At 67.9% G+C, this 16,920-nt stretch carries 20 protein-coding genes; 6 read left to right on the forward strand and 14 right to left on the reverse strand.

All coding sequences use genetic code 11. From position 1 onward, the window contains the following. Positions 1–107: 107 nt before the first annotated feature. Together FEF15_RS17825 and FEF15_RS17830 are read right to left on the reverse strand one after the other, a co-directional pair. A complete protein-coding gene (locus FEF15_RS17825) occupies positions 108–2,675 on the reverse strand; it encodes an FtsX-like permease family protein (RefSeq protein ID WP_163560585.1) in 2,568 nt (855 codons plus the stop codon). Beyond that, positions 2,672–3,400, reverse strand: coding sequence for an ATP-binding cassette domain-containing protein (locus FEF15_RS17830; RefSeq protein ID WP_163560587.1), 729 nt, complete (start codon positions 3,398–3,400; stop codon positions 2,672–2,674). Before FEF15_RS17830 ends, FEF15_RS17825 begins: the two co-directional genes overlap by 4 nt. Positions 3,401–3,542: 142 nt before the next feature. On the opposite strand from FEF15_RS17830, the gene FEF15_RS17835 reads away from it, so the two are divergent. From FEF15_RS17835 to FEF15_RS17845, 3 genes are read left to right on the forward strand one after another with little or no spacing between them, the layout of a single operon-like run. Further along, on the forward strand, positions 3,543–4,091 hold the full coding sequence (locus FEF15_RS17835) for an arylesterase (RefSeq protein ID WP_240454235.1): 549 nt from the start codon (positions 3,543–3,545) through the stop codon (positions 4,089–4,091). Positions 4,092–4,151: 60 nt separating this feature from the next. Beyond that, positions 4,152–4,415, forward strand: coding sequence for a type II toxin-antitoxin system Phd/YefM family antitoxin (locus tag FEF15_RS17840; protein ID WP_163560588.1), 264 nt, complete (start codon positions 4,152–4,154; stop codon positions 4,413–4,415). Further along, positions 4,412–4,753, forward strand: a complete 342-nt coding sequence (locus tag FEF15_RS17845) for a type II toxin-antitoxin system RelE/ParE family toxin (protein ID WP_163560590.1) — start codon at positions 4,412–4,414, stop codon at positions 4,751–4,753. The genes FEF15_RS17840 and FEF15_RS17845 overlap by 4 nt, the downstream gene beginning before the upstream one ends. Here the strand turns inward: FEF15_RS17845 and FEF15_RS17850 are convergent. The 4 genes from FEF15_RS17850 to FEF15_RS17865 are packed head-to-tail and all read right to left on the reverse strand — an operon-like array spanning position 4,738 to position 6,710. After that, the gene (locus FEF15_RS17850; protein ID WP_163560592.1) at positions 4,738–5,634 is read right to left on the reverse strand and encodes a DMT family transporter; all 897 of its coding nucleotides are present in this window, start codon (positions 5,632–5,634) and stop codon (positions 4,738–4,740) included. The genes FEF15_RS17845 and FEF15_RS17850 overlap by 16 nt on opposite strands. After that, positions 5,631–6,131, reverse strand: a complete 501-nt coding sequence (locus FEF15_RS17855) for a hypothetical protein (RefSeq protein WP_163560594.1) — start codon at positions 6,129–6,131, stop codon at positions 5,631–5,633. The genes FEF15_RS17850 and FEF15_RS17855 overlap by 4 nt, the downstream gene beginning before the upstream one ends. Next, entirely contained in the window at positions 6,128–6,427 is a 300-nt protein-coding gene (locus FEF15_RS17860; RefSeq protein ID WP_240454236.1) for a nucleotidyltransferase domain-containing protein, read from the reverse strand. The genes FEF15_RS17855 and FEF15_RS17860 overlap by 4 nt, the downstream gene beginning before the upstream one ends. A 13-nt stretch (positions 6,428–6,440) precedes the next feature. Continuing rightward, positions 6,441–6,710 carry a SelT/SelW/SelH family protein gene (locus FEF15_RS17865; protein ID WP_163560598.1) on the reverse strand — a complete coding sequence of 90 codons (270 nt, stop codon included), beginning with the start codon at positions 6,708–6,710 and terminating at the stop codon, positions 6,441–6,443. Between the two features lie 138 nt (positions 6,711–6,848). Here FEF15_RS17865 and FEF15_RS17870 point away from each other — a divergent pair, with 138 nt between their 5' ends. The 3 genes from FEF15_RS17870 (at position 6,849) to ettA (ending at position 9,603) form a co-directional block, all read left to right on the forward strand. After that, positions 6,849–7,283 carry a PAS domain S-box protein gene (locus FEF15_RS17870; protein WP_163560600.1) on the forward strand — a complete coding sequence of 145 codons (435 nt, stop codon included), beginning with the start codon at positions 6,849–6,851 and terminating at the stop codon, positions 7,281–7,283. 167 nt (positions 7,284–7,450) lie between these two features. Next, positions 7,451–7,648 (forward strand): hypothetical protein, encoded by a 198-nt coding sequence (locus FEF15_RS17875; protein ID WP_163560602.1) that lies wholly within the window; start codon positions 7,451–7,453, stop codon positions 7,646–7,648. Positions 7,649–7,941: 293 nt separating this feature from the next. Then, positions 7,942–9,603: an energy-dependent translational throttle protein EttA gene (gene ettA / locus FEF15_RS17880; RefSeq protein ID WP_163560604.1), complete on the forward strand. Its 1,662-nt coding sequence runs from the start codon at positions 7,942–7,944 to the stop codon at positions 9,601–9,603. A 309-nt stretch (positions 9,604–9,912) separates the two neighbouring features. On the opposite strand, the gene lpxL is transcribed toward ettA, so the two are convergent. The 8 genes from lpxL to truD all read right to left on the reverse strand — a co-directional run. Then, a complete protein-coding gene (gene lpxL, locus FEF15_RS17885; protein WP_163560606.1) occupies positions 9,913–10,827 on the reverse strand; it encodes an LpxL/LpxP family Kdo(2)-lipid IV(A) lauroyl/palmitoleoyl acyltransferase in 915 nt (304 codons plus the stop codon). 65 nt (positions 10,828–10,892) lie between these two features. Next, positions 10,893–12,011, reverse strand: coding sequence for an alanine racemase (alr, locus tag FEF15_RS17890; RefSeq protein WP_163560608.1), 1,119 nt, complete (start codon positions 12,009–12,011; stop codon positions 10,893–10,895). Further along, positions 12,008–12,988, reverse strand: coding sequence for an RNA polymerase sigma factor RpoS (gene rpoS / locus FEF15_RS17895; RefSeq protein ID WP_163560610.1), 981 nt, complete (start codon positions 12,986–12,988; stop codon positions 12,008–12,010). Before rpoS ends, alr begins: the two co-directional genes overlap by 4 nt. A 194-nt stretch (positions 12,989–13,182) precedes the next feature. Further along, complete coding sequence (locus FEF15_RS17900) at positions 13,183–14,280, reverse strand: peptidoglycan DD-metalloendopeptidase family protein (protein ID WP_163560612.1); 1,098 nt, start codon at positions 14,278–14,280, stop codon at positions 13,183–13,185. Further along, a complete protein-coding gene (locus FEF15_RS17905) occupies positions 14,273–15,262 on the reverse strand; it encodes a DUF368 domain-containing protein (RefSeq protein WP_163560614.1) in 990 nt (329 codons plus the stop codon). Before FEF15_RS17905 ends, FEF15_RS17900 begins: the two co-directional genes overlap by 8 nt. Before the next feature lie 13 nt (positions 15,263–15,275). After that, complete coding sequence (locus FEF15_RS17910) at positions 15,276–15,959, reverse strand: protein-L-isoaspartate(D-aspartate) O-methyltransferase (protein ID WP_163560616.1); 684 nt, start codon at positions 15,957–15,959, stop codon at positions 15,276–15,278. Then, positions 15,946–16,692 carry a 5'/3'-nucleotidase SurE gene (gene surE / locus FEF15_RS17915; protein WP_163560618.1) on the reverse strand — a complete coding sequence of 249 codons (747 nt, stop codon included), beginning with the start codon at positions 16,690–16,692 and terminating at the stop codon, positions 15,946–15,948. The genes FEF15_RS17910 and surE overlap by 14 nt, the downstream gene beginning before the upstream one ends. A gap of 8 nt (positions 16,693–16,700) precedes the next feature. Further along, positions 16,701–16,920, reverse strand: a 220-nt coding sequence (gene truD / locus FEF15_RS17920; RefSeq protein WP_163560620.1) for a tRNA pseudouridine(13) synthase TruD, incomplete at its 5' end; no start/stop codon positions are given.

The raw sequence follows: 16,920 nt of genomic DNA on the forward strand, positions 1-16,920 counted from the left end.
TTGGGTGGTGAACCCGGTGGGAGGGCGCTTCAGCGCGCGAAGCAGTGCGCAGCACTGCCAGAAGGCGCCGGTTCGACGCCTCGACAAAGCAGCGCTGCCAAACCTGCCTACGCCTCCCCCAGCAGGGCGAGGCTCGCCGCCGGGGCCTGGCGGCGCAGGCCGTAAGAGAGCGCGTGGCCGATGGCGCCGATCAGCACGGCCCCGCCCAGCGGCAGCACCAACCACAGCCAGGGGTGGGGGCGCGGGGCGAGGTCGAGCCAGGCGACGTAGAGCCCCGCCGTGGCGAGCTCGGCGAGCAGCGCTCCCATCAGCCCGCTGGCCAGGCCGAGGATGGCGAACTCGGCGCCCTGCACGCGGGAAATCAGCCGGTTGCCGGCGCCGAACACGCGCAGCAGACCGCTCTCGTGGGCGCGCACCGGCCGACTGGCGGTAAGGGCGGCGTAGAGCACGCTGACCCCGGCGAGCAGCACGAAGGCGAGTACCAGCTCCACGGCGCGGGTGACCTGGGTGAGGACATCGCGCACCTGGGCGAGGATTGCGTCGACGTTGAGCAGCGAGACGCCGGGGAACTGCCGCGCCAGCTGGCGCACGGTGTCGCTGTCGTTGTCGCCGAGGTGGAAGGCGGTGATGTAGCTGTGGCCGAAACGTTCCAGCACGCCGGGCGGGAAGATCACGTAGAAGTTGGGCCGGAAACTGTCCCAGTCGAGGTCGCGCAGGCTGGCGATCTCGCCGACGATCTCCTGGCTGCCAATGGTGAAGGTGAGGGTGTCGCCGAGCGTCAGGCCGAAGCGCTCGGCCAGGCCGTCTTCCATGGAGATGGGTACGCGCTCGGTGAGCGGCTGGGCGTCCACGGCGCTGAGCCAATCGCTGCCGGCCTGGTCGTTCTCGAGTTCATCGAACCACTCCCCGGCGACCAGGCGGTTGCCCTCGGGCAGCGCCTCCTGCCAGGTGAGGTTGAGCTCGCGACGCAGGGCGTTGTCGCCGCGCGACTCCGGCGGCACCGCCTCCTGGGGCGGCTGGTCGTTGATGGCGGTGATACGCCCGCGCACCATGGGATAGAGCGCGGTGCGGTCGTCGGCCGCGGGCTCCAGCGTCTCGACGAAGGCGTCGCGCTCGTCGGGCTGGATGTTGATGGCGAAGTGATTGGGTGTCTCCTCGGGCAGTTGGGCCTGCCAGGTGATGAGCAGGTCGCCGCGCACCATGGCGATCATCGCCATGGCGAAGAAGGTCACCGCGAAGGCGAGCAGCTGACCGAGGCTGGCGCTGCGCCGCCGCGCCAGTTGACGCCCGCCCAGGCGCAGCGCGCGGCGGGTATCATCGCCGGCGCCCTGGGGCAGGCGGGCGGTGAGGCGCAGCACCAGGCCGAGCAACAGCGCACCCAGGCCCCAGAGCACGGCGAGCATGGCGAGCCCCCCGACCAACAGCGCCGCGGCGAGCGCCAGGTCGCCGGAGTAGAGCCACAGCAGAGCGCCGAACACCAGGCTGGCCACGGCCACCACCAGCCACGCCGAGGCGGGCAACGGGTCGAGCTCGCGGCGCAGCACCTTGAGCGCGCTGACCCGCTTCAAGCGCAGCAGCGTGGGGCCGGCGAAGCCCACCAGCACGGCCACGGCGGTGAACACCCCGAGCGCCAGCGGCAGCCAGCCGGGGGGCGGCAGCTCCAGCGGCAGGAAGGCGGTGAGCAACCCCAGCAGCGCCGCCTGGCCGGCCAGGCCCAGCAGGGCGCCCAGGGCCGCGGCCGCCAACGCCAGCCACAGCAGCTGCAGCGCGAAAAGCCGCCCCAGCTCGCCCTGCGAGGCGCCGAAGCAGCGCAGCAGCGCGGCGGTGTCGAGGTGGCGGTCCACGTAGCGCCGCGTGGCCATGGCCACGGCGACGCCGGCGAGCAGCACGGCAGCAAGTCCCGCCAGGCTCAGGTACTTCTCGGCGCGCTCCAGGGCATTGCCGAGACCCGGACGGTCGTGGCGCACGTCGCGCACTTCCACGCCGTCGCGGCGCAGCCGTTCGAGTAGCGGCTCGACGCTGGCCACCGCCTCGGCGGGGCCGGCGGCGAGAATCTCGAACTCGACCCGCGAGCCCTCCTGCACCAGGCCGGTGGCCGCCAGGTCGTCATGGTGCATCATCAGGCGCGGGTTGAAGTTGGTAAAGCCGGCGGACTGGTCCGGCTCGCGCTCGATGAACCCACCCACGCGGAGTTCGCTCTCGCCGACGCGCACGCGCTCGCCCACTTCGACTTCGAGCAGCAGCGCCAGGCGCGGGGCGATCCACACCTCGCCAGGCACTGGGCCGCTGGCAATGCGCTCGACACCGCTCCCGCGGTCGACCCGCGCCTCGCCGTAGTGGGGGTAGACGGAATCCACCACCTTGAGACTCGCCGGTTGGAAGGCGCCGTCGTGGGAGACCATCGATACCATGTCGACCTGATCGGAGAGCGTCAGGCCGGCGTCCTCGAGAGCGCTACGCACCTCGTCGCCGAAGGGGCGCGACTGCTCCAGCACCAGGTCGCCGCCCATCAACTGCCCCGCCTGGCGGGTGAGGCCGCGGTCGAGACGGTCGAGAAAGAAGCCGATCATGGTCGAGGCGGCCACGGCCAGCGCCAGGGCCACGAAGAGCGCGCGCACGTCGCTGGCGCGCAGGTCGCGGCGCAGGCCGCGGGCGGAGAGGGCCAGCGCTCTCATGCCTCGACCTCTTCGCGGGCCATCTCGGTCAGGTGGCCGTCGGCGAGGCGCAGGCAGCGCCCGCAGCGCCGGGCCAGGGCGTGGTCGTGGGTCACCAGTACCAGGGTGGTGCCCGCCTCGCGGTTGAGGGCGAAGAGCAGGTCGATGACGCGGCCGCCGGTGGTCGGGTCGAGGTTGCCGGTGGGCTCGTCGGCGAACACCAGCTCGGCCCCGGTAACGAAGGCGCGCGCCAGGGCGACGCGCTGCTGTTCGCCGCCGGAGAGCTGCTTGGGCAGGTGATCGAGGCGCTCGCCGAGCCCCACGCGGCCCAGCCAGTCGCGAGCGCGGGCTTGGGGATCGCTGATATCGGTGAGCTCCAGTGGCAGCAGCACGTTCTCCAGCGCCGTCAGCGTGGGCAGCAGCTGGAAATTCTGGAACACGAAGCCCACCCGGCCGGCGCGCAGGGCGGCGCGGCCGTCTTCATCGAGCTCGGCGAGGTCGTGGCCGAACATCGCCAGCCGGCCGCTCGTCGCCGCATCCAGGCCGGCGAGCAACCCCAGCAGGGTCGACTTGCCGGCGCCGCTCTGCCCAAGGATCGCCACGCTCTCGCCGGGGAACACGGTGAGGCCCAGGTCGCTCAGAATGGTGAGCCGGCGCTCGCCGCTGTCGACCTCCTTGGTCAGGCCCGCGGCGTGTAGAATCGGCGCAGGATCCGCTGTGGTATGACGAGTCGAGGAGTGGGACATGGTGACAGGCTTCCCTGGTGATTGGGTTCGAACGTTCCTGGGCCGTATGGCGCGCGGCGGCCGCTGGCTGGCGGTGCTGGCCTTGCCGCTGTGGCTGGTCGCCCTGCCCGCCGCGGCGGACGAACCGCCGGTGGTGCTGGTGATGGGCGACAGCCTGAGCGCGGCCTACGGCATCGAGGCACAGCAGGGTTGGGTCAGTCTGCTGCAGCAGCGCCTGGGGGGAAAGGCCGAGGTGGTCAACGCCAGCATCAGCGGCGAAACCAGCAGCGGCGGCGCGAACCGGCTACCCGACTTGCTCGGACAGCACGAGCCGGACATCGTTCTGCTCGAGCTGGGCGGCAACGACGGCCTGCGCGGCCTGCCGCCCGCCCAGTTCGAGGCCAACATGGCCGACATGATCGAGGTGAGCCAGGAAGCCGGCGCCGAGGTGCTGCTGCTCGGCATCGACATCCCGCCCAACTACGGCCAGGCCTACCGCGATGCCTTCACCGGCGTCTACGAACGCCTGGCCGACGACTACGACCTGCCCCTGGTCCCCTTCCTGCTCGACAACGTGGCGCTGGAGGACGAGCTGATGCAGGACGACGGCATTCACCCCACCGCCGAGGCCCAGCCGCATATCCTCGAGAATGTGTGGCCTCAGCTGGCGACACTGCTGAAGCGGAATGGCCTTCAGCCTGCAGAGAACTAGCCGCCGGTCCATTCGTGGACTATATTTGACCCACGAAACCAATCCACCCAGGAGTGCACGATGCGCACCGAGACCATCAGCTACCTGAAGCAGAATGCTGCCACACTCGATGTCGAGGAGCCCCTGGTGATCACCCAGAAGGGCAAGCCCACCTATGTGGTCGAGTCCTATGCCGCTCACGAACGGCGCGAACAAGCCATTGCCCTGCTCAAGCTGCTGAGCCTGGGCGAGAAGAGCCGGCAGGAAGGCAAAACGATGACGGCCGATGAGTTCATGCAGCGACTAAAGGACGATGAGCGCGCTGAGCTGGGTGAGTCCTTGTGAATGGTGCCATCAGGCTTGAAGACACCGCTCTTCGATCACTGCGCAGCTGTCGTCATTTCCTGGTTGATCACTTGGAATGGGCCCCGACGGAAGCTCACGCCTACACCCAGCGGCTTGCCAACGCTGCCATGCAACGCCTCTCGGAAAGGCCCTTTACCTACCCCACCTGCCGGCAGGCCCTGGAACTCGGCATCAGCCACTACCGCGAACTGCTGATCGACGGCTACCGAGTGATCTACCGTCACTGGCCAGAACAAGAGGAAGTCTCCGTCTACCTCTTCTGCCACCAGCGACAGGACTTCAAGCAGCTCTTGTTCGAGTATCAGCTGCTCTCCTGAACCGCCGGCGCCGGGCTCTTTTGCCACTGCTGCAGCCCCAGGCCACCGAGAATCAGCACCAGGCCGACCAGCGTCGAGGGCAGGATCGGCTCGCCGACGACGAGAAACAGCAGCAGCAGCGACACCGGCGGCGAGAGGAAGATCAGGTTGGAGACCTTGGCGGTGCGCGACACTTGGTGAACCGCCAGCTGCCACAGCACGAAGGCGATGCCCATCTCGAAGAGCCCCACGTAGACACCCGCGCCGAGCCCGGCCCAGCCGTGCCACTCGAGCCCCGGCCCCGCCAGCAGCAGCACGGTGAGCACCGGCACCCCGGCGCTGAAGTTCTGCCACTGGGCCACCAACGGCGGGCGGTGATCGCGGGCGTTGAGCAGCCAGTAGAGCGCCCACAGCAGCGTCGAGGCAAGCGCCATGCCGACACCCAGCGGGTCGGCGAAGGCAACGTCGAACACCGCGCCGCGGGTGGCGATCGTCCACACGCCCGAGTAGGCGATCACGCCCGCCAGTACGTCGAGCCGGGTGAGGCGCTGACCGAGAATCGGCACGGCCAGAAAGGCCATGGTCAGCGCCCAGGTGTAGTTGAGCGCCATGGCCTCCTGGCCCGGCAGGCGGTCATAGGCGCCGAACAGCACCAGGTAATAGGCCACCGGGTTCATCAACCCCGCCCAGGCGGCAGTCCGCCAGCCGCGGCGGAGCGCCTCCCCAGCCAGCCCCTGGCGCAGCACCAGCACGCCCATCAGCGCCCAGGAGACCAGCGAAGCGAGCCACATCAGCTCCAGCGGCGACATGTAGCCAAGCGCCACCTTGAAGGCGGTGGCCACCGTGGACCACAACCCCACGGCACCCAGGCCGAAGAGCATCGCGCGGCCGTCTTGGGTCATGGCTCACCCGCCGAACGCTCTCTGACGATATGGTGCTGATGAAATTCACGACAGCGTTGCAGGGTGTCGGGCAGTACCGGGTAGCAACGCGCTGCCGCGTTGATGTTTTCGGCAATGGCTGCCGCATCCGTCAAGTACTCATGAGCGAAAGCGTTGCGCAGTAGACGAATTTCTAGCCAGTCGTCGATGCTGCCCAGCACGCCGAACTTTTCCATGCGATTGAGCGTATCCATCAGCGACACATCTTGGGCGGTGTCTTCGAGGCTGGCTCTGGCTAGGGCCCTGAACAGCTTTCCGGCCATGAAGTCCTGCAACTTGCCAAAGCGGCTCAGGAAAAGATCCAGGCGGTCGATGGTGTCATCATCCAGCCGGGACACCTGCTCAGCAGTGACAGGCAGGTCTGCCTGAATGGCCTTCCAGGAGCGTTGCAGGTGCCCTAGCATGCGCTCGGCAACCTCCAGCTGATCGACGAGAATCGCCTGTGGCGTAGTGTTCACAGCCTGACTCCTTGTTCCAGGGCATCACGGTGGATGGGCCGCAGGGACTCGGCATCGGTGCGGATCAGCAGATCGATGCGCTGAGTACCCAGCCGCTGCCACAGCTTGCGTAGCAATTTAGCCTGTAGCTGTGAGCGCGGTTGAGGCAACGAAGGCGTCTCGATGTAGATGTCGATATCGCCCCCCTTACGGCTATCATCCACCCGCGAGCCGAACAGGTAGATACGGGCCTCGGATCCGAGCAGCTCGGTCACCGCAGCATGAATGTGGCTAACCTGTTCCGCTGTCAGTCGCATGGCCAAGAGCCTCTCACCGATCCACATGTCCCAGGTCGCGGCCAGGGTCGAGGCGGTCGCGGACCTTCTGCTTGAGCGCCTTGCTGTCGGGGAAGCCGCCGTCGCGCTTGCGCTCCCAGAGCGAGTCGCCGTCGTAGAAGATCTCGAAATAGCCGCCGTGGGACGGCACCAGTTCGACGCCGTCGAGGTCTTCACCGAAGGTGGAGAGCAGCTCCTGAGCCAGCCAGGCGCTGCGCAAGAGCCACTGGCACTGGGTGCAGTAGTGGATACGAATGCGTGACACGGCGGCCTCCCTCGCGACATGGATGTCACGATGATACCAGCCCAGGGCAACGCCTGGGTGGCGGGCGGTGATTGTCAACGCCGCGCCGGCTGGCCATGATATAGCATCGATACCACTAAGCCGCGACAGGATGACCGTATGAAACGCCCCCCGCTGATCAGCCCGGAACTGCTCGAGCGCATCGTTGACGCCTCGGAGGACGGCATCGTGGTCGCCGAACAGGAAGGCGACGAGAACATCCTGATCTACGTCAACCAGGGCTTCGAGCGACTGACCGGCTACAGGGCCGACGAGATCCTCTATCAGGACTGCCGCTTCCTGCAGAACGAGGATCGTGACCAGCCTGGCATCGAGGCGATCCGCAAGGCGCTCGCCGAGCATCGCCCCTGTCGCGAGGTGCTGCGCAACTACCGCAAGGACGGCACCCTCTTCTACAATGAGCTGTCGATCACTCCCGTCTTCGACGAGCAGGACAACCTCACCTACTTCATCGGCGTGCAGAAGGACGTGACCGAGCGCATCGAGGCCCAGCAGGAGCTGGAGCGCCTCAAGGCGCAGCACGGCATCGCCTGAGGCGCAGAAAAAAATCGTCGAACGCTATTGCGCTTTCCCCTGACCGGCTTTATATAGCCGTCAGGTGTCGCCCCGGCACCCATGGCGCTTCCGGTCCGTCGCTTCGGACACGAAGCGAGTGTGCAAGACGCCGAACGCCCGTTGGGCAAGGCCATGGGAGGATTCGCATGAGCCATGAACCCCTTAACGCAACGCTCGACGACGACGATCTCTTCGAGGCCGTCAACGACGACGACTACGCCCGCCCCCGCCCGTCCAGCCGTGCAGACAGCCTGTTTGCGCGTCGCCGCGTCGAGGCCCTGCTGGAGGAGCGCCGCCTGAGGCGTGCCATCGAGGACGACTGGGCCCTCGACGAGGAAGAGTAAGGTTCGAGGGTCGAGGCTCACTCCCAGGACCCAGGGCAATCGCAGTTGATGGCACCCACGGCAGAGAGGGGCAAAGTGGGAGGCCGGCTCTGCCGGGCGAAGGCGCCGAAAGGCGCCCAGATCGGGCAGCGCTGCGCGCTGCTCGCTGCTTCGCGAGCTGAAGTCGAGGCGTCGAACCGTCCCTCCCACAAAATAACTGCGATAGCCCTGTCCCAGGACCCGAGGCGCTGGCCTTTGGCCTTCCTGGCCACTATCATCGTTGGCCACTGAACATCCTCAACCGACGGGTTCCCATGGCGCAATACGTCTACACCATGAACCGGGTGGGCAAGGTCGTGCCCCCCAAGAAGCAGATCCTCAAGGACATCTCCCTCTCCTTCTTCCCCGGCGCCAAGATCGGCGTGCTGGGCCTCAACGGTGCCGGCAAGTCGACCCTGCTGCGCATCATGGCCGGGGTCGACACCGAGTACGAAGGCGAGGCGCGCCCCATGCCGGGCATCAACGTCGGCTACCTGCCCCAGGAGCCGCAGCTCGACGACGAGAAGAACGTCCGCGAGACCGTCGAGGAAGCGCTGGCCGGCATCAAGGAAGCCCAGGAGAAGCTCGACGGCGTCTACGCCGCCTACGCCGAGCCGGATGCCGACTTCGACGCCCTGGCTGCCGAGCAGGCGCGCCTGGAGAACATCATCGAGGCCGCCGACGCCCACAACCTGGAGCGCAAGCTCGAGGTGGCCGCCGAGGCCCTGCGCCTGCCGCCTTGGGACGCCAGGGTGGGCAACCTCTCCGGCGGCGAGCGACGCCGCGTGGCACTGTGCCGCCTGTTGCTCTCCAGCCCCGACATGCTGCTGCTCGACGAGCCCACCAACCACCTGGATGCCGAATCCGTGGCCTGGCTCGAGCGCTTTTTGCACGACTACTCGGGCACCGTGGTGGCGATCACCCACGACCGTTACTTCCTCGACAACGTGGCCGGCTGGATTCTCGAGCTCGACCGCGGCCAGGGCATTCCCTTCGAGGGCAACTACTCCCAGTGGCTCGAGGCCAAGGAGAAGCGCCTGGAGCGGGAATCCAAGCAGGAGGCCTCGCGCCAGAAGGCGATCAAGCAGGAACTCGAGTGGGTGCGCTCCAACGCCAAGGGCCGCCAGGCCAAGAGCAAGGCGCGCCTCAACCGCTTCGAGGAGATGCAGTCCGGCGACTTCCAGAAGCGCAACGAGACCAACGAGATCTACATTCCGCCCGGCCCGCGCCTGGGCGACAAGGTCATCGAGTTCCACGGCGTCAGCAAGGCCTTCGAGGACAAGCTGCTCTACGAGGACCTCTCCTTCAGCGTGCCCAAGGGCGCCATCGTGGGTATCGTCGGTGGCAACGGCGCGGGTAAGTCGACGCTGTTCAAGCTGATCGCAGGCCAAGAGCTGCCCGACAGCGGCGAAGTGGTGGTCGGTGACACCGTCGACATCGCCTACGTCGAGCAGCTGCGCGACGCCCTCGACGACAAGCAGACCGTCTGGCAGGCCGTATCCGACGGCCAGGACATCCTCAACATCAACGGCTACGAAGTGTCGTCACGCGCCTACGTGGGTCGCTTCAACTTCAAGGGCAACGATCAGCAGAAGCGCCTCGACGAGCTCTCCGGCGGCGAGCGCGGCCGGCTGCAGCTGGCCCAGACGCTCAAGCAGGGCGCCAACGTGCTGCTGCTCGACGAGCCCTCCAACGACCTCGACGTGGAGACCCTGCGCGCCCTGGAGGAAGCCCTGCTCGCCTTCCCGGGTTGCGCCCTGGTGATTTCCCACGACCGCTGGTTCCTCGACCGCATCGCCACGCATATTCTCGGTTTCGAGGGGGAGTCCCACGTGGAGTTCTTCGAGGGCAACTACACCGAGTACGAGGCGGACCACAAGAAGCGCGTGGGTGACGACACGCCGCATCGGATGAAGTATAAGCGCATCGACGCCTGAGGCGCTGCTGACTTCGCCCTGTGGGAGGCCGGCTTCGCCGGGCGAAGGCGCCGCCAGGCGCCCGGTTTGGGCAGCGCTGCGCGCTGCTTCGCGCGCTGAAGCGCCCTCCCACATTGCTATGGCGCTAGTGCGCTCTGTAGGAGGCCGGCTCCGCCGGGCGAAGGCGCCGCAGGCGCCCCGGTGCCTTCTAGCAGCGCTGCGCGCTGCTTCGCGCTGAAGCGCCCTCCCACATTGCTACGGCACTAGTGCTCTCTGTGGGAGGCCGGCTCAGCCGGGCGAAGGCGCCGCAGGCGCCCCAGTGCCTCTCCTTCAGTAAAACCCCGCCTCGCCTTCCGGGCGCGTCTTGAAGCGACGATGCAGCCAGAGGTACTGCTCGGGGTGCTTGCGGATCGCCTGCTCGATGACGGCGTTGATGCGCGCAGCGTCGGCGACCTCGTCGCCGCTGGGGAAATCCTCAAGCGGCGGCATGTACTCCAGGGTGTAGGTGCGGTCATCCGAATTGCGATGAAAGATCAGCGGGATGACCGGGGCGCCGGTCATTTGCGCGATCTTCGCCGTCAGTTTGACGGTGGCCGCCTCGACGCCGAAGAAGGGCGCGAAGACGCTCGCCCTGCGGCCGAAGTCCTGATCCGGCGAGTACCACACTGCATGGCCCGAGTTGATGCGCCGAATGACGCCCCGCAGGTCGTGGCGATCCAGGGTGGCATCGAAGTAGTCCTTGCGCGCACGCCCCATGAAGCGGTCGAAGAGCGGGTTGTTGTGCGGTCGGTAGACCGCATCCGCCCGAAAGTACAGCGAGTGCAGCGCTGCCCCCAGATCCAGGGTCGAGAAGTGCACGCCGAGAATCAGCGCCCCCCTGCCCTCGGCCTCCAGGCGTGCCCGGTGCGCCTGCCCCTTGAAGGTCACCCGGTGGCGCAAATGCTCGGGGTCGCGGCACCAGCCGGTGGCGGTTTCGAGTATGCCGATGCCGTTGGCAATGAAGGTGTCGCGCACCAGGCGGCGCTGCTGCGCCTCGTCGAGCTCGGGAAAGCACAGGCGGAGATTGGTCTCGGTGATGTGCCGGCGCCGCTTTGCCAGGCACCAGGCCGACACGCCGATGGCCTTGCCCAGCCACAGTTTCAACCGCCAGGGTAGCCAGGCCGCGACATGCATGGCGCCGATGGCCAGCCAGACGTGCCAGTAGCGGGGATGGGCGAAGGAAGCCGGCCAGTGACGCTTGGACATGCGGGGTCTCGTCGGTAAAAAAGCCACATCATATCGCGCCGCCCACGCGGGCTGAAGGGAGGCACTCACACCTGGCAGGAATAGCGTCTCGGCACGCGCGGCAGCACCCCGGTGAGCAGCGTATAGCTGATGGTGTCGCAGTGGTGCGCCACCTCGTCGATGGAGAGCACCGCACCATTGGTCGCGCGCCCCCAGAGCACCACCTCGGTGCCGATCTCGGCCTCGGGGATGTCGGTGATGTCCACGGTGAGCATGTCCATGGAGACCTTGCCGGCCAGGGGCGCGCGCCGCCCGGCCACCAGCGTCGGGGTGCCGTCAGCGGCGTGGCGGTCGTAACCGTCGCCGTAGCCGCCGGCCACGGTGGCGATGCGCGAGGGCCGCGTGGCCTGCCAGCGCCGCCCGTAGCCTACCGCCTCGCCGGGTGCGATGTCGCGCACCGCAATGATCGCCGAGCGCAGCGTCATCACCGGCTGCAGGCCTTGGCTTGCCGCGTTGGGCACTTCCAGCGGGTCGCTGCCGTAGAGCATCACCCCGGGGCGCACCCAGGCGCCGTGGGCCTCGGGCCAGGCCAGGGTGGCCGGGGAATTGGCCAGGCAGAGCGGCGCCTGCAAACGGTCGGCGAGCGCCTGCATGCGGGCCAGCTGATCGCAGCAGGCGCGGGTATCCGCTTCATCGGCGGTGGCTAGGTGGCTCATCAGGTGCAGGTCGGTGGCCTGGCCGGGCGCGGCGGCCAAGCGTGCCCAGACGGCGGGCACCGCCGCGGGGGCAAAACCCAGCCGGTGCATGCCGGAGTCCACCTTGAGCCACACCGGGATGGGGCGCGCCGGGCGATAGGCGAGCAGCGCCTCCACCTGCCAGTCGCTGTGCACGGCCATCCACAGCGAGAGCGCCTCGACGCGCTCGAGTTCGGCGGCCTCGAAGATGCCCTCCAGCAGCAGGATGGGGGTGCGGATGCCGCCCTCGCGAAGTCGCTCGGCCTCCTCGAGGCAAGCCACGGCAAAGGCCGGAGGGCGCTCGCCGTCGGGCAGACCTTCCAGCGCCCGGGCGCAGGCCACGGCGCCATGACCGTAGCCATCGGCCTTGATCACCGCCAGGGCGCGGCTGCCCGGGGCCTGGGCCCGGGCGAGGGCATAGTTGTGACGAAAGGCGTCGAGATCGATATCGGCGACGAGCGGTCGGGTCATTCGAAGATGGCGTCCATCGACAGGCCCTGCTTCTCCAGCACACGCCGCAGCTTCTTGAGCGCCTCGACCTGGATCTGGCGCACTCGCTCGCGGGTCAGGCCAATCTCGTCGCCCACCTCCTCGAGGGTGGCGGCCTCATGGCCGCGCAGCCCGAAGCGACGCACCACCACTTCCATCTGCTTTTCGGTCAGCTCGGCCAGCCAGTCGTCGACGTGCTGGCGCACGTCGACATCGACCAGCGAGGACTCGGGGCCCAGGTCGTTGTCGTCGGCCAGCGTCTCGATGAGCGGCTTGTCGCTCTCGCCGCCCACCGGGTAGTCCACCGACGACACCCGCTCGTTGAGGCCCATCATCTTCTTGACCGTCTCCACCGGCTTGTCGAGGTAGTCGGCGATCTCCTCGGCAGTGGCTTCGTGGTCGAGCTTCTGGGTGAGCTCCCGCGCGGCGCGCAGGTAGATGTTGAGCTCCTTGACCACATGGATGGGTAGGCGAATGGTGCGCGTCTGGTTCATCAGCGCCCGCTCGATGGTCTGGCGGATCCACCAGGTCGCATACGTGGAGAAGCGGAAGCCGCGTTCGGGGTCGAACTTCTCCACTGCGCGGATCAGCCCCAGGTTACCCTCCTCGATGAGGTCGAGCAGGGTGAGGCCGCGGTTGAGGTAGCGCCGGGCGATCTTGACCACCAGGCGCAGGTTGGACTCGATCATCCGGGAACGCCCGGCCGGATCGCCCTGCTGGGCCAGGCGCCCGAAGTAGACCTCTTCTTCGGGGGTCAACAGCGGCGAGAAGCCGATTTCGTTGAGGTAAATCTGGGTGGCGTCCAGACTATGGTGATACTGCCGGTCTTCGCGGCTGAGGGCCTTCTCGAACGCCTCGTCGTCATTGTCTGAGACGTCCGGGGCGGCACCGTCGAGGGCATCGGCCTCCTCCACGTCGTTGAGATCCACGTCCTGAAGGTCCCGTTCAAGCATGCTCATCGTTGCTACCCCGTGGTTGCGCCAAGGTAGTGCCGTCGCGATCAGGGTTCGGTTTCGGCGGCACCCGCTGTTGTTGTTATGCGACTCTCACCTGGTGCGACTCTCACCTGGTGTGCGCCCGGCATCGAGGTGACCCGCGTCACACTCGATGGCCAGAACGCGTGATGGCCAGGGGCTCTGGGCACACTGCCGGACTACCGGGAAGGCAGGTACTCCAACGGGTCCTGAGGCTGACCATCCTTGCGAACCTCGAAATGCAGCCTGACACTCTCGGCATCGCTGTCACCCATGGTGGCGATGACCTCGCCGGCCTCGACCACGTCGTTTTCCGACACTTGCAGGCTCTCGTTATGGGCATAGGCGCTCAGAAACTGGTCGTTGTGCTTGATCAGCACCAGGTTGCCGTAGCCGCGAACCCCGCTGCCGGCATACACCACGATGCCTGGCCCGGCTGCCGTGACAGGTTGCCCCTTTTGCCCGGCGATATCAATGCCGGCGGTGATGCTCTCGCCCTCGCCGTAGGAGCCGATCACCTCACCGTCCACCGGCCACTGCCAGGGCACTTCCTCGACCGGCGTGTAGGTGCGACTGGCCGCGCCCGAGGAGCGCTCGGGCGCCCCCGCCACCTCAGTGCCGGCATCCGGCTCGGGCTCGGCTTCTGGCGAGCTCGGCTCCTGGGCGCCTTCCTGTGCCGATTGCTGCTGCGCTGACGCCTGTTGCGTCGATTCCTGTTGTGCCGATTCCTGTTGTGCCGACGCCTGTTGTGTCGACGCCTGCGGAGCTTCCTGGGTCCCCGCGTCCTCGGCGGCGGCAACCGTCGTCTCGGCGTCCGCTTCGTTGTCGGATGCCGCTGCCGTGGCGTCATCATCCTCGGCGGTCAAACGCCGGTTGCGGGCGATCGCCTCCTCGTCGGGCAGCAACCAGTCATCGTCGCCGCTGTCGGCCTGAGTGCCGCCCAAGGCCGTGGCGGTGGCCACGGCCCCGTCCTGGACCTGCGGCGTGCCCTCGTTGCCCGACGCGGCCTGTCCGCCCGGCTGCAGCCGCAGCTGCTGACCGGGCTGAATACGATAAGGGGGACCGATCTGGTTGAGCTGGGCCAGGTCGCGGTAATCCATGCCGTGGCGCCAGGCAATGCCGTAGAGGGTATCGCCGGCCTCCACGGTGTAGTGGGTTTCGGCGGCGCGCTCGCGGCTGGTCGAGAGATCTCGGACCTGGGGTGGCGCCGATTCCTGTTGGGCGGCACAGCCGGTCATCGCCAGGGCGATGGCGGAAACGAGAAAGAGCTTACGCATGGGAGCCATCCTCCTTGTCAGGCAGTCGCGAAGCGCCGGGCGCGTGTCGGGAACGAGACGCTCCCGCACCCTGCCAGTGGCTCAGCCAGAGCACCAGGGCAGCGCCCACCAGCATGATGGCCAGTACCGGCCACAGCAAGCTGGAATCCCCGGTCAACACGGCAAAGTCGCCGGGGCTCAGATAGCGATAGTCGAGGGGAATCATCTGGCCTTGGGGGCCAAGCTGGTAGCGGGTGAGCTCGCGCCAGGGCCACAGCACCGGCAACGAGCCGACGATGAAGCCGACCAGCAGCTGCAGGGTGGCAGTGTGGTGGCGATGGAGCAGCCAGGAGAGCAGCCGCGAGAAGCCGAACAGGCCGATGGCGCATCCCACGGCGAACAGGCTCAGCAGCTCCAGGTCGAAGCCGCGGATGCCCTGCATCACGGTACCGTAGAGCCCCATGGTGAGCAGCAGGAAGCTGCCCGAAACCCCCGGCAGCAGCAGCGCGCTGATGGCGATGGTGCCGCCCACCACCAGCATCAGCGCGGGGCTACCGAGCAGGGTGATCAACGGCATCAGCGAAGGCAGCCAGTGGGCCAGCAGCAGGCCGGCGATCAGCGGAATCAGGTGCCAGAACTTCCACTCGGCGAGGTGGCGCCTGACCACCAGCGCCGAGGCAGCCACCAGGCCGAAGAAGAAGCCGTTGAGCAGCAGCGGGTGGTCGTCGAGCAGCCAGCCCACCAGATGAGCGACGCTGACCAGGCTCACCGCGATACCGGCGAGCAGCGGCAGCACGAAGGCCAGGTTGAGATGCACGGCGAGCCCGGCCAGGCCGCCCTGCCGCCAGGCGGGAAAAGCGGAGGGACCGAACTGCTTGATGGTATCGATCAGCTCTTCGTAGATGCCGGTCACGAAGGCGATGGTGCCGCCGGAGACGCCGGGCACGGCATCGGCGGCGCCCATCCCGGCACCCTTGAGGAACACACTGAGGTGGCGCTTCAACGGCTGACTCCTTTCAACGAATGACGCCTTGCAGCAGCGGCACGAACCGGACCCGCTCGAGGCGCTGGACGTCGTACTGGTCGCCGCTGCGGCACACCCGGGTGAGCCACTGGGCCCCCTTGGCGTCGGCCAGCGGCAGGATCATCACCCCGCCCGTCTCGGCGAGCTGGGCGAGCAGCGGCGCGGGCAACTCGCTGGCACAGGCGGTGAGCAGGATGACATCGAAGGGCGCTGCCGCCTCCCAGCCATGGCCGCCGTCGGAGAGGCGCAGGTGGACATTGCGCACCTCGAGCAGGCGCAGGCGCGCCGCGGCGCGGTGATGCAGAGCATTGATCCGCTCCACGGACCAGAGTTCCGGGACCAGCCGGGCCAGGATCAGCGTCTGATAGCCGGAGCCGGTGCCGATCTCCAGAACGCGGGCGGGCGACTCGCGTAGCACCAGCTCGGTCATGCGCGCCACCATCCACGGCTGAGAGAGGGTCTGGCCGTGGCCGATGGGTAGCGAGGTGTCCTCGTAGGCGCGATGGGAGAGCGCCTCGTCGAGAAAGAGGTGGCGCGGCTCGCGCGCCATGGTCTCCAACACCCGCGCGTCGGCGATGCCCTGCTTGGCCAGGCGAGCCATCATGCGATTGCGGGTGCGCTGGGAGGTCATGCCGACCCCGCGAAAGCGCTCGGCCAGGCCGTCAGGTGAGTGCATTCAGCCAGTCCCGTACATCATCCAGAGCGGTGTGCCGCGTCAGGTCGAGCTGCAGCGGCGTGATGGAAACGAATCCCGACTCCACGGCGGCAAAATCGGTGTCGGGGCCGTCGTCGGCATTCTCGCCGGCCGCGGCGATCCAGTAGCGCAGCCGCCCGCGGGGGTCGCGCACCTCCATGGGGCGCTCGGCCGGGCCGCGATAGCCCAGGCGGGTGACGCGCACGCCGCGCAGCTCGTCCCAGGGCAGGTCCGGCACGTTGACGTTGAGCAGGCTGCGCGGCGGCAGCGAGAGCTGGTCGGCGATGCCCACCAGGCTCGCCGCCACGCGGCCGGCGGTGTCGAAGTAGCGCGAGCCGGCCAGCGACATGGCGATGGCCGACATGCCCAGGTTGCGCCCCTCCATGGCCGCGGCCACAGTGCCCGAATAGATCACGTCGTCGCCCAGGTTGCCGCCGTGGTTGATGCCCGAGATGACGAGATCCGGCTTCTCGTCCCAGACGCCGTTGACCCCCAGGTAGACGCAGTCTGCCGGGGTGCCGTCAACGCAGTAGAAGCCGCTGTCGAGAGCGGTGAGCGACAGCGGCCGGGAGAGCGTGAGCGAGTTGCTGGCCCCGCTGCGGTCGCGGTCCGGGGCCACCACACGCAGCCGTGCATGGGGCGTCAGCGCATCGAAGAGCGCGCGCAGGCCGGGGGCGTGCACGCCATCGTCGTTGGAAAGCAGCAGTCGGCGCATGGGTCTCCTCACTGGCCCGGCAAGGCCGTTTCGAAGGTCAGGGTCGGATGCGAAATCAGTTCACGCAGCACGGCCGTGGCAAAGCTGCCTCGCGGCAGGCGAAAATCGAGGCGCAGCCGGCCGTGCTCGCGGTCAAGGCGCGGCTCGCCCAGGCGAACGCGCAGCGGCCGACGCGCCAGGCGCACGCCGGCCCGCTCGAGCCCGGCGCACAGGGCCGGGTGGCGCGCC

The organism is Halomonas sp. NO4 (genome assembly GCF_010994375.1).
Classification (GTDB): domain Bacteria; phylum Pseudomonadota; class Gammaproteobacteria; order Pseudomonadales; family Halomonadaceae; genus Halomonas.

Coding starts and splice junctions, on each gene's coding strand:
- FEF15_RS17860 (WP_240454236.1), bottom strand. CDS start 6,427: ATGCGACTGACAGCGGAACAGGTTAGCCACATTCATGCTGCGGTGACC.
- FEF15_RS17900 (WP_163560612.1), bottom strand. CDS start 14,280: ATGCGTAAGCTCTTTCTCGTTTCCGCCATCGCCCTGGCGATGACCGGC.
- rpoS (WP_163560610.1), bottom strand. CDS start 12,988: ATGAGCATGCTTGAACGGGACCTTCAGGACGTGGATCTCAACGACGTG.
- ettA (WP_163560604.1), top strand. CDS start 7,942: ATGGCGCAATACGTCTACACCATGAACCGGGTGGGCAAGGTCGTGCCC.
- FEF15_RS17840 (WP_163560588.1), top strand. CDS start 4,152: ATGCGCACCGAGACCATCAGCTACCTGAAGCAGAATGCTGCCACACTC.
- FEF15_RS17835 (WP_240454235.1), top strand. CDS start 3,543: ATGGGCGACAGCCTGAGCGCGGCCTACGGCATCGAGGCACAGCAGGGT.
- FEF15_RS17910 (WP_163560616.1), bottom strand. CDS start 15,959: ATGCACTCACCTGACGGCCTGGCCGAGCGCTTTCGCGGGGTCGGCATG.
- FEF15_RS17870 (WP_163560600.1), top strand. CDS start 6,849: ATGAAACGCCCCCCGCTGATCAGCCCGGAACTGCTCGAGCGCATCGTT.
- alr (WP_163560608.1), bottom strand. CDS start 12,011: ATGACCCGACCGCTCGTCGCCGATATCGATCTCGACGCCTTTCGTCAC.
- surE (WP_163560618.1), bottom strand. CDS start 16,692: ATGCGCCGACTGCTGCTTTCCAACGACGATGGCGTGCACGCCCCCGGC.
- lpxL (WP_163560606.1), bottom strand. CDS start 10,827: ATGTCCAAGCGTCACTGGCCGGCTTCCTTCGCCCATCCCCGCTACTGG.
- FEF15_RS17850 (WP_163560592.1), bottom strand. CDS start 5,634: ATGACCCAAGACGGCCGCGCGATGCTCTTCGGCCTGGGTGCCGTGGGG.
- FEF15_RS17825 (WP_163560585.1), bottom strand. CDS start 2,675: ATGAGAGCGCTGGCCCTCTCCGCCCGCGGCCTGCGCCGCGACCTGCGC.
- FEF15_RS17875 (WP_163560602.1), top strand. CDS start 7,451: ATGAGCCATGAACCCCTTAACGCAACGCTCGACGACGACGATCTCTTC.
- FEF15_RS17830 (WP_163560587.1), bottom strand. CDS start 3,400: ATGTCCCACTCCTCGACTCGTCATACCACAGCGGATCCTGCGCCGATT.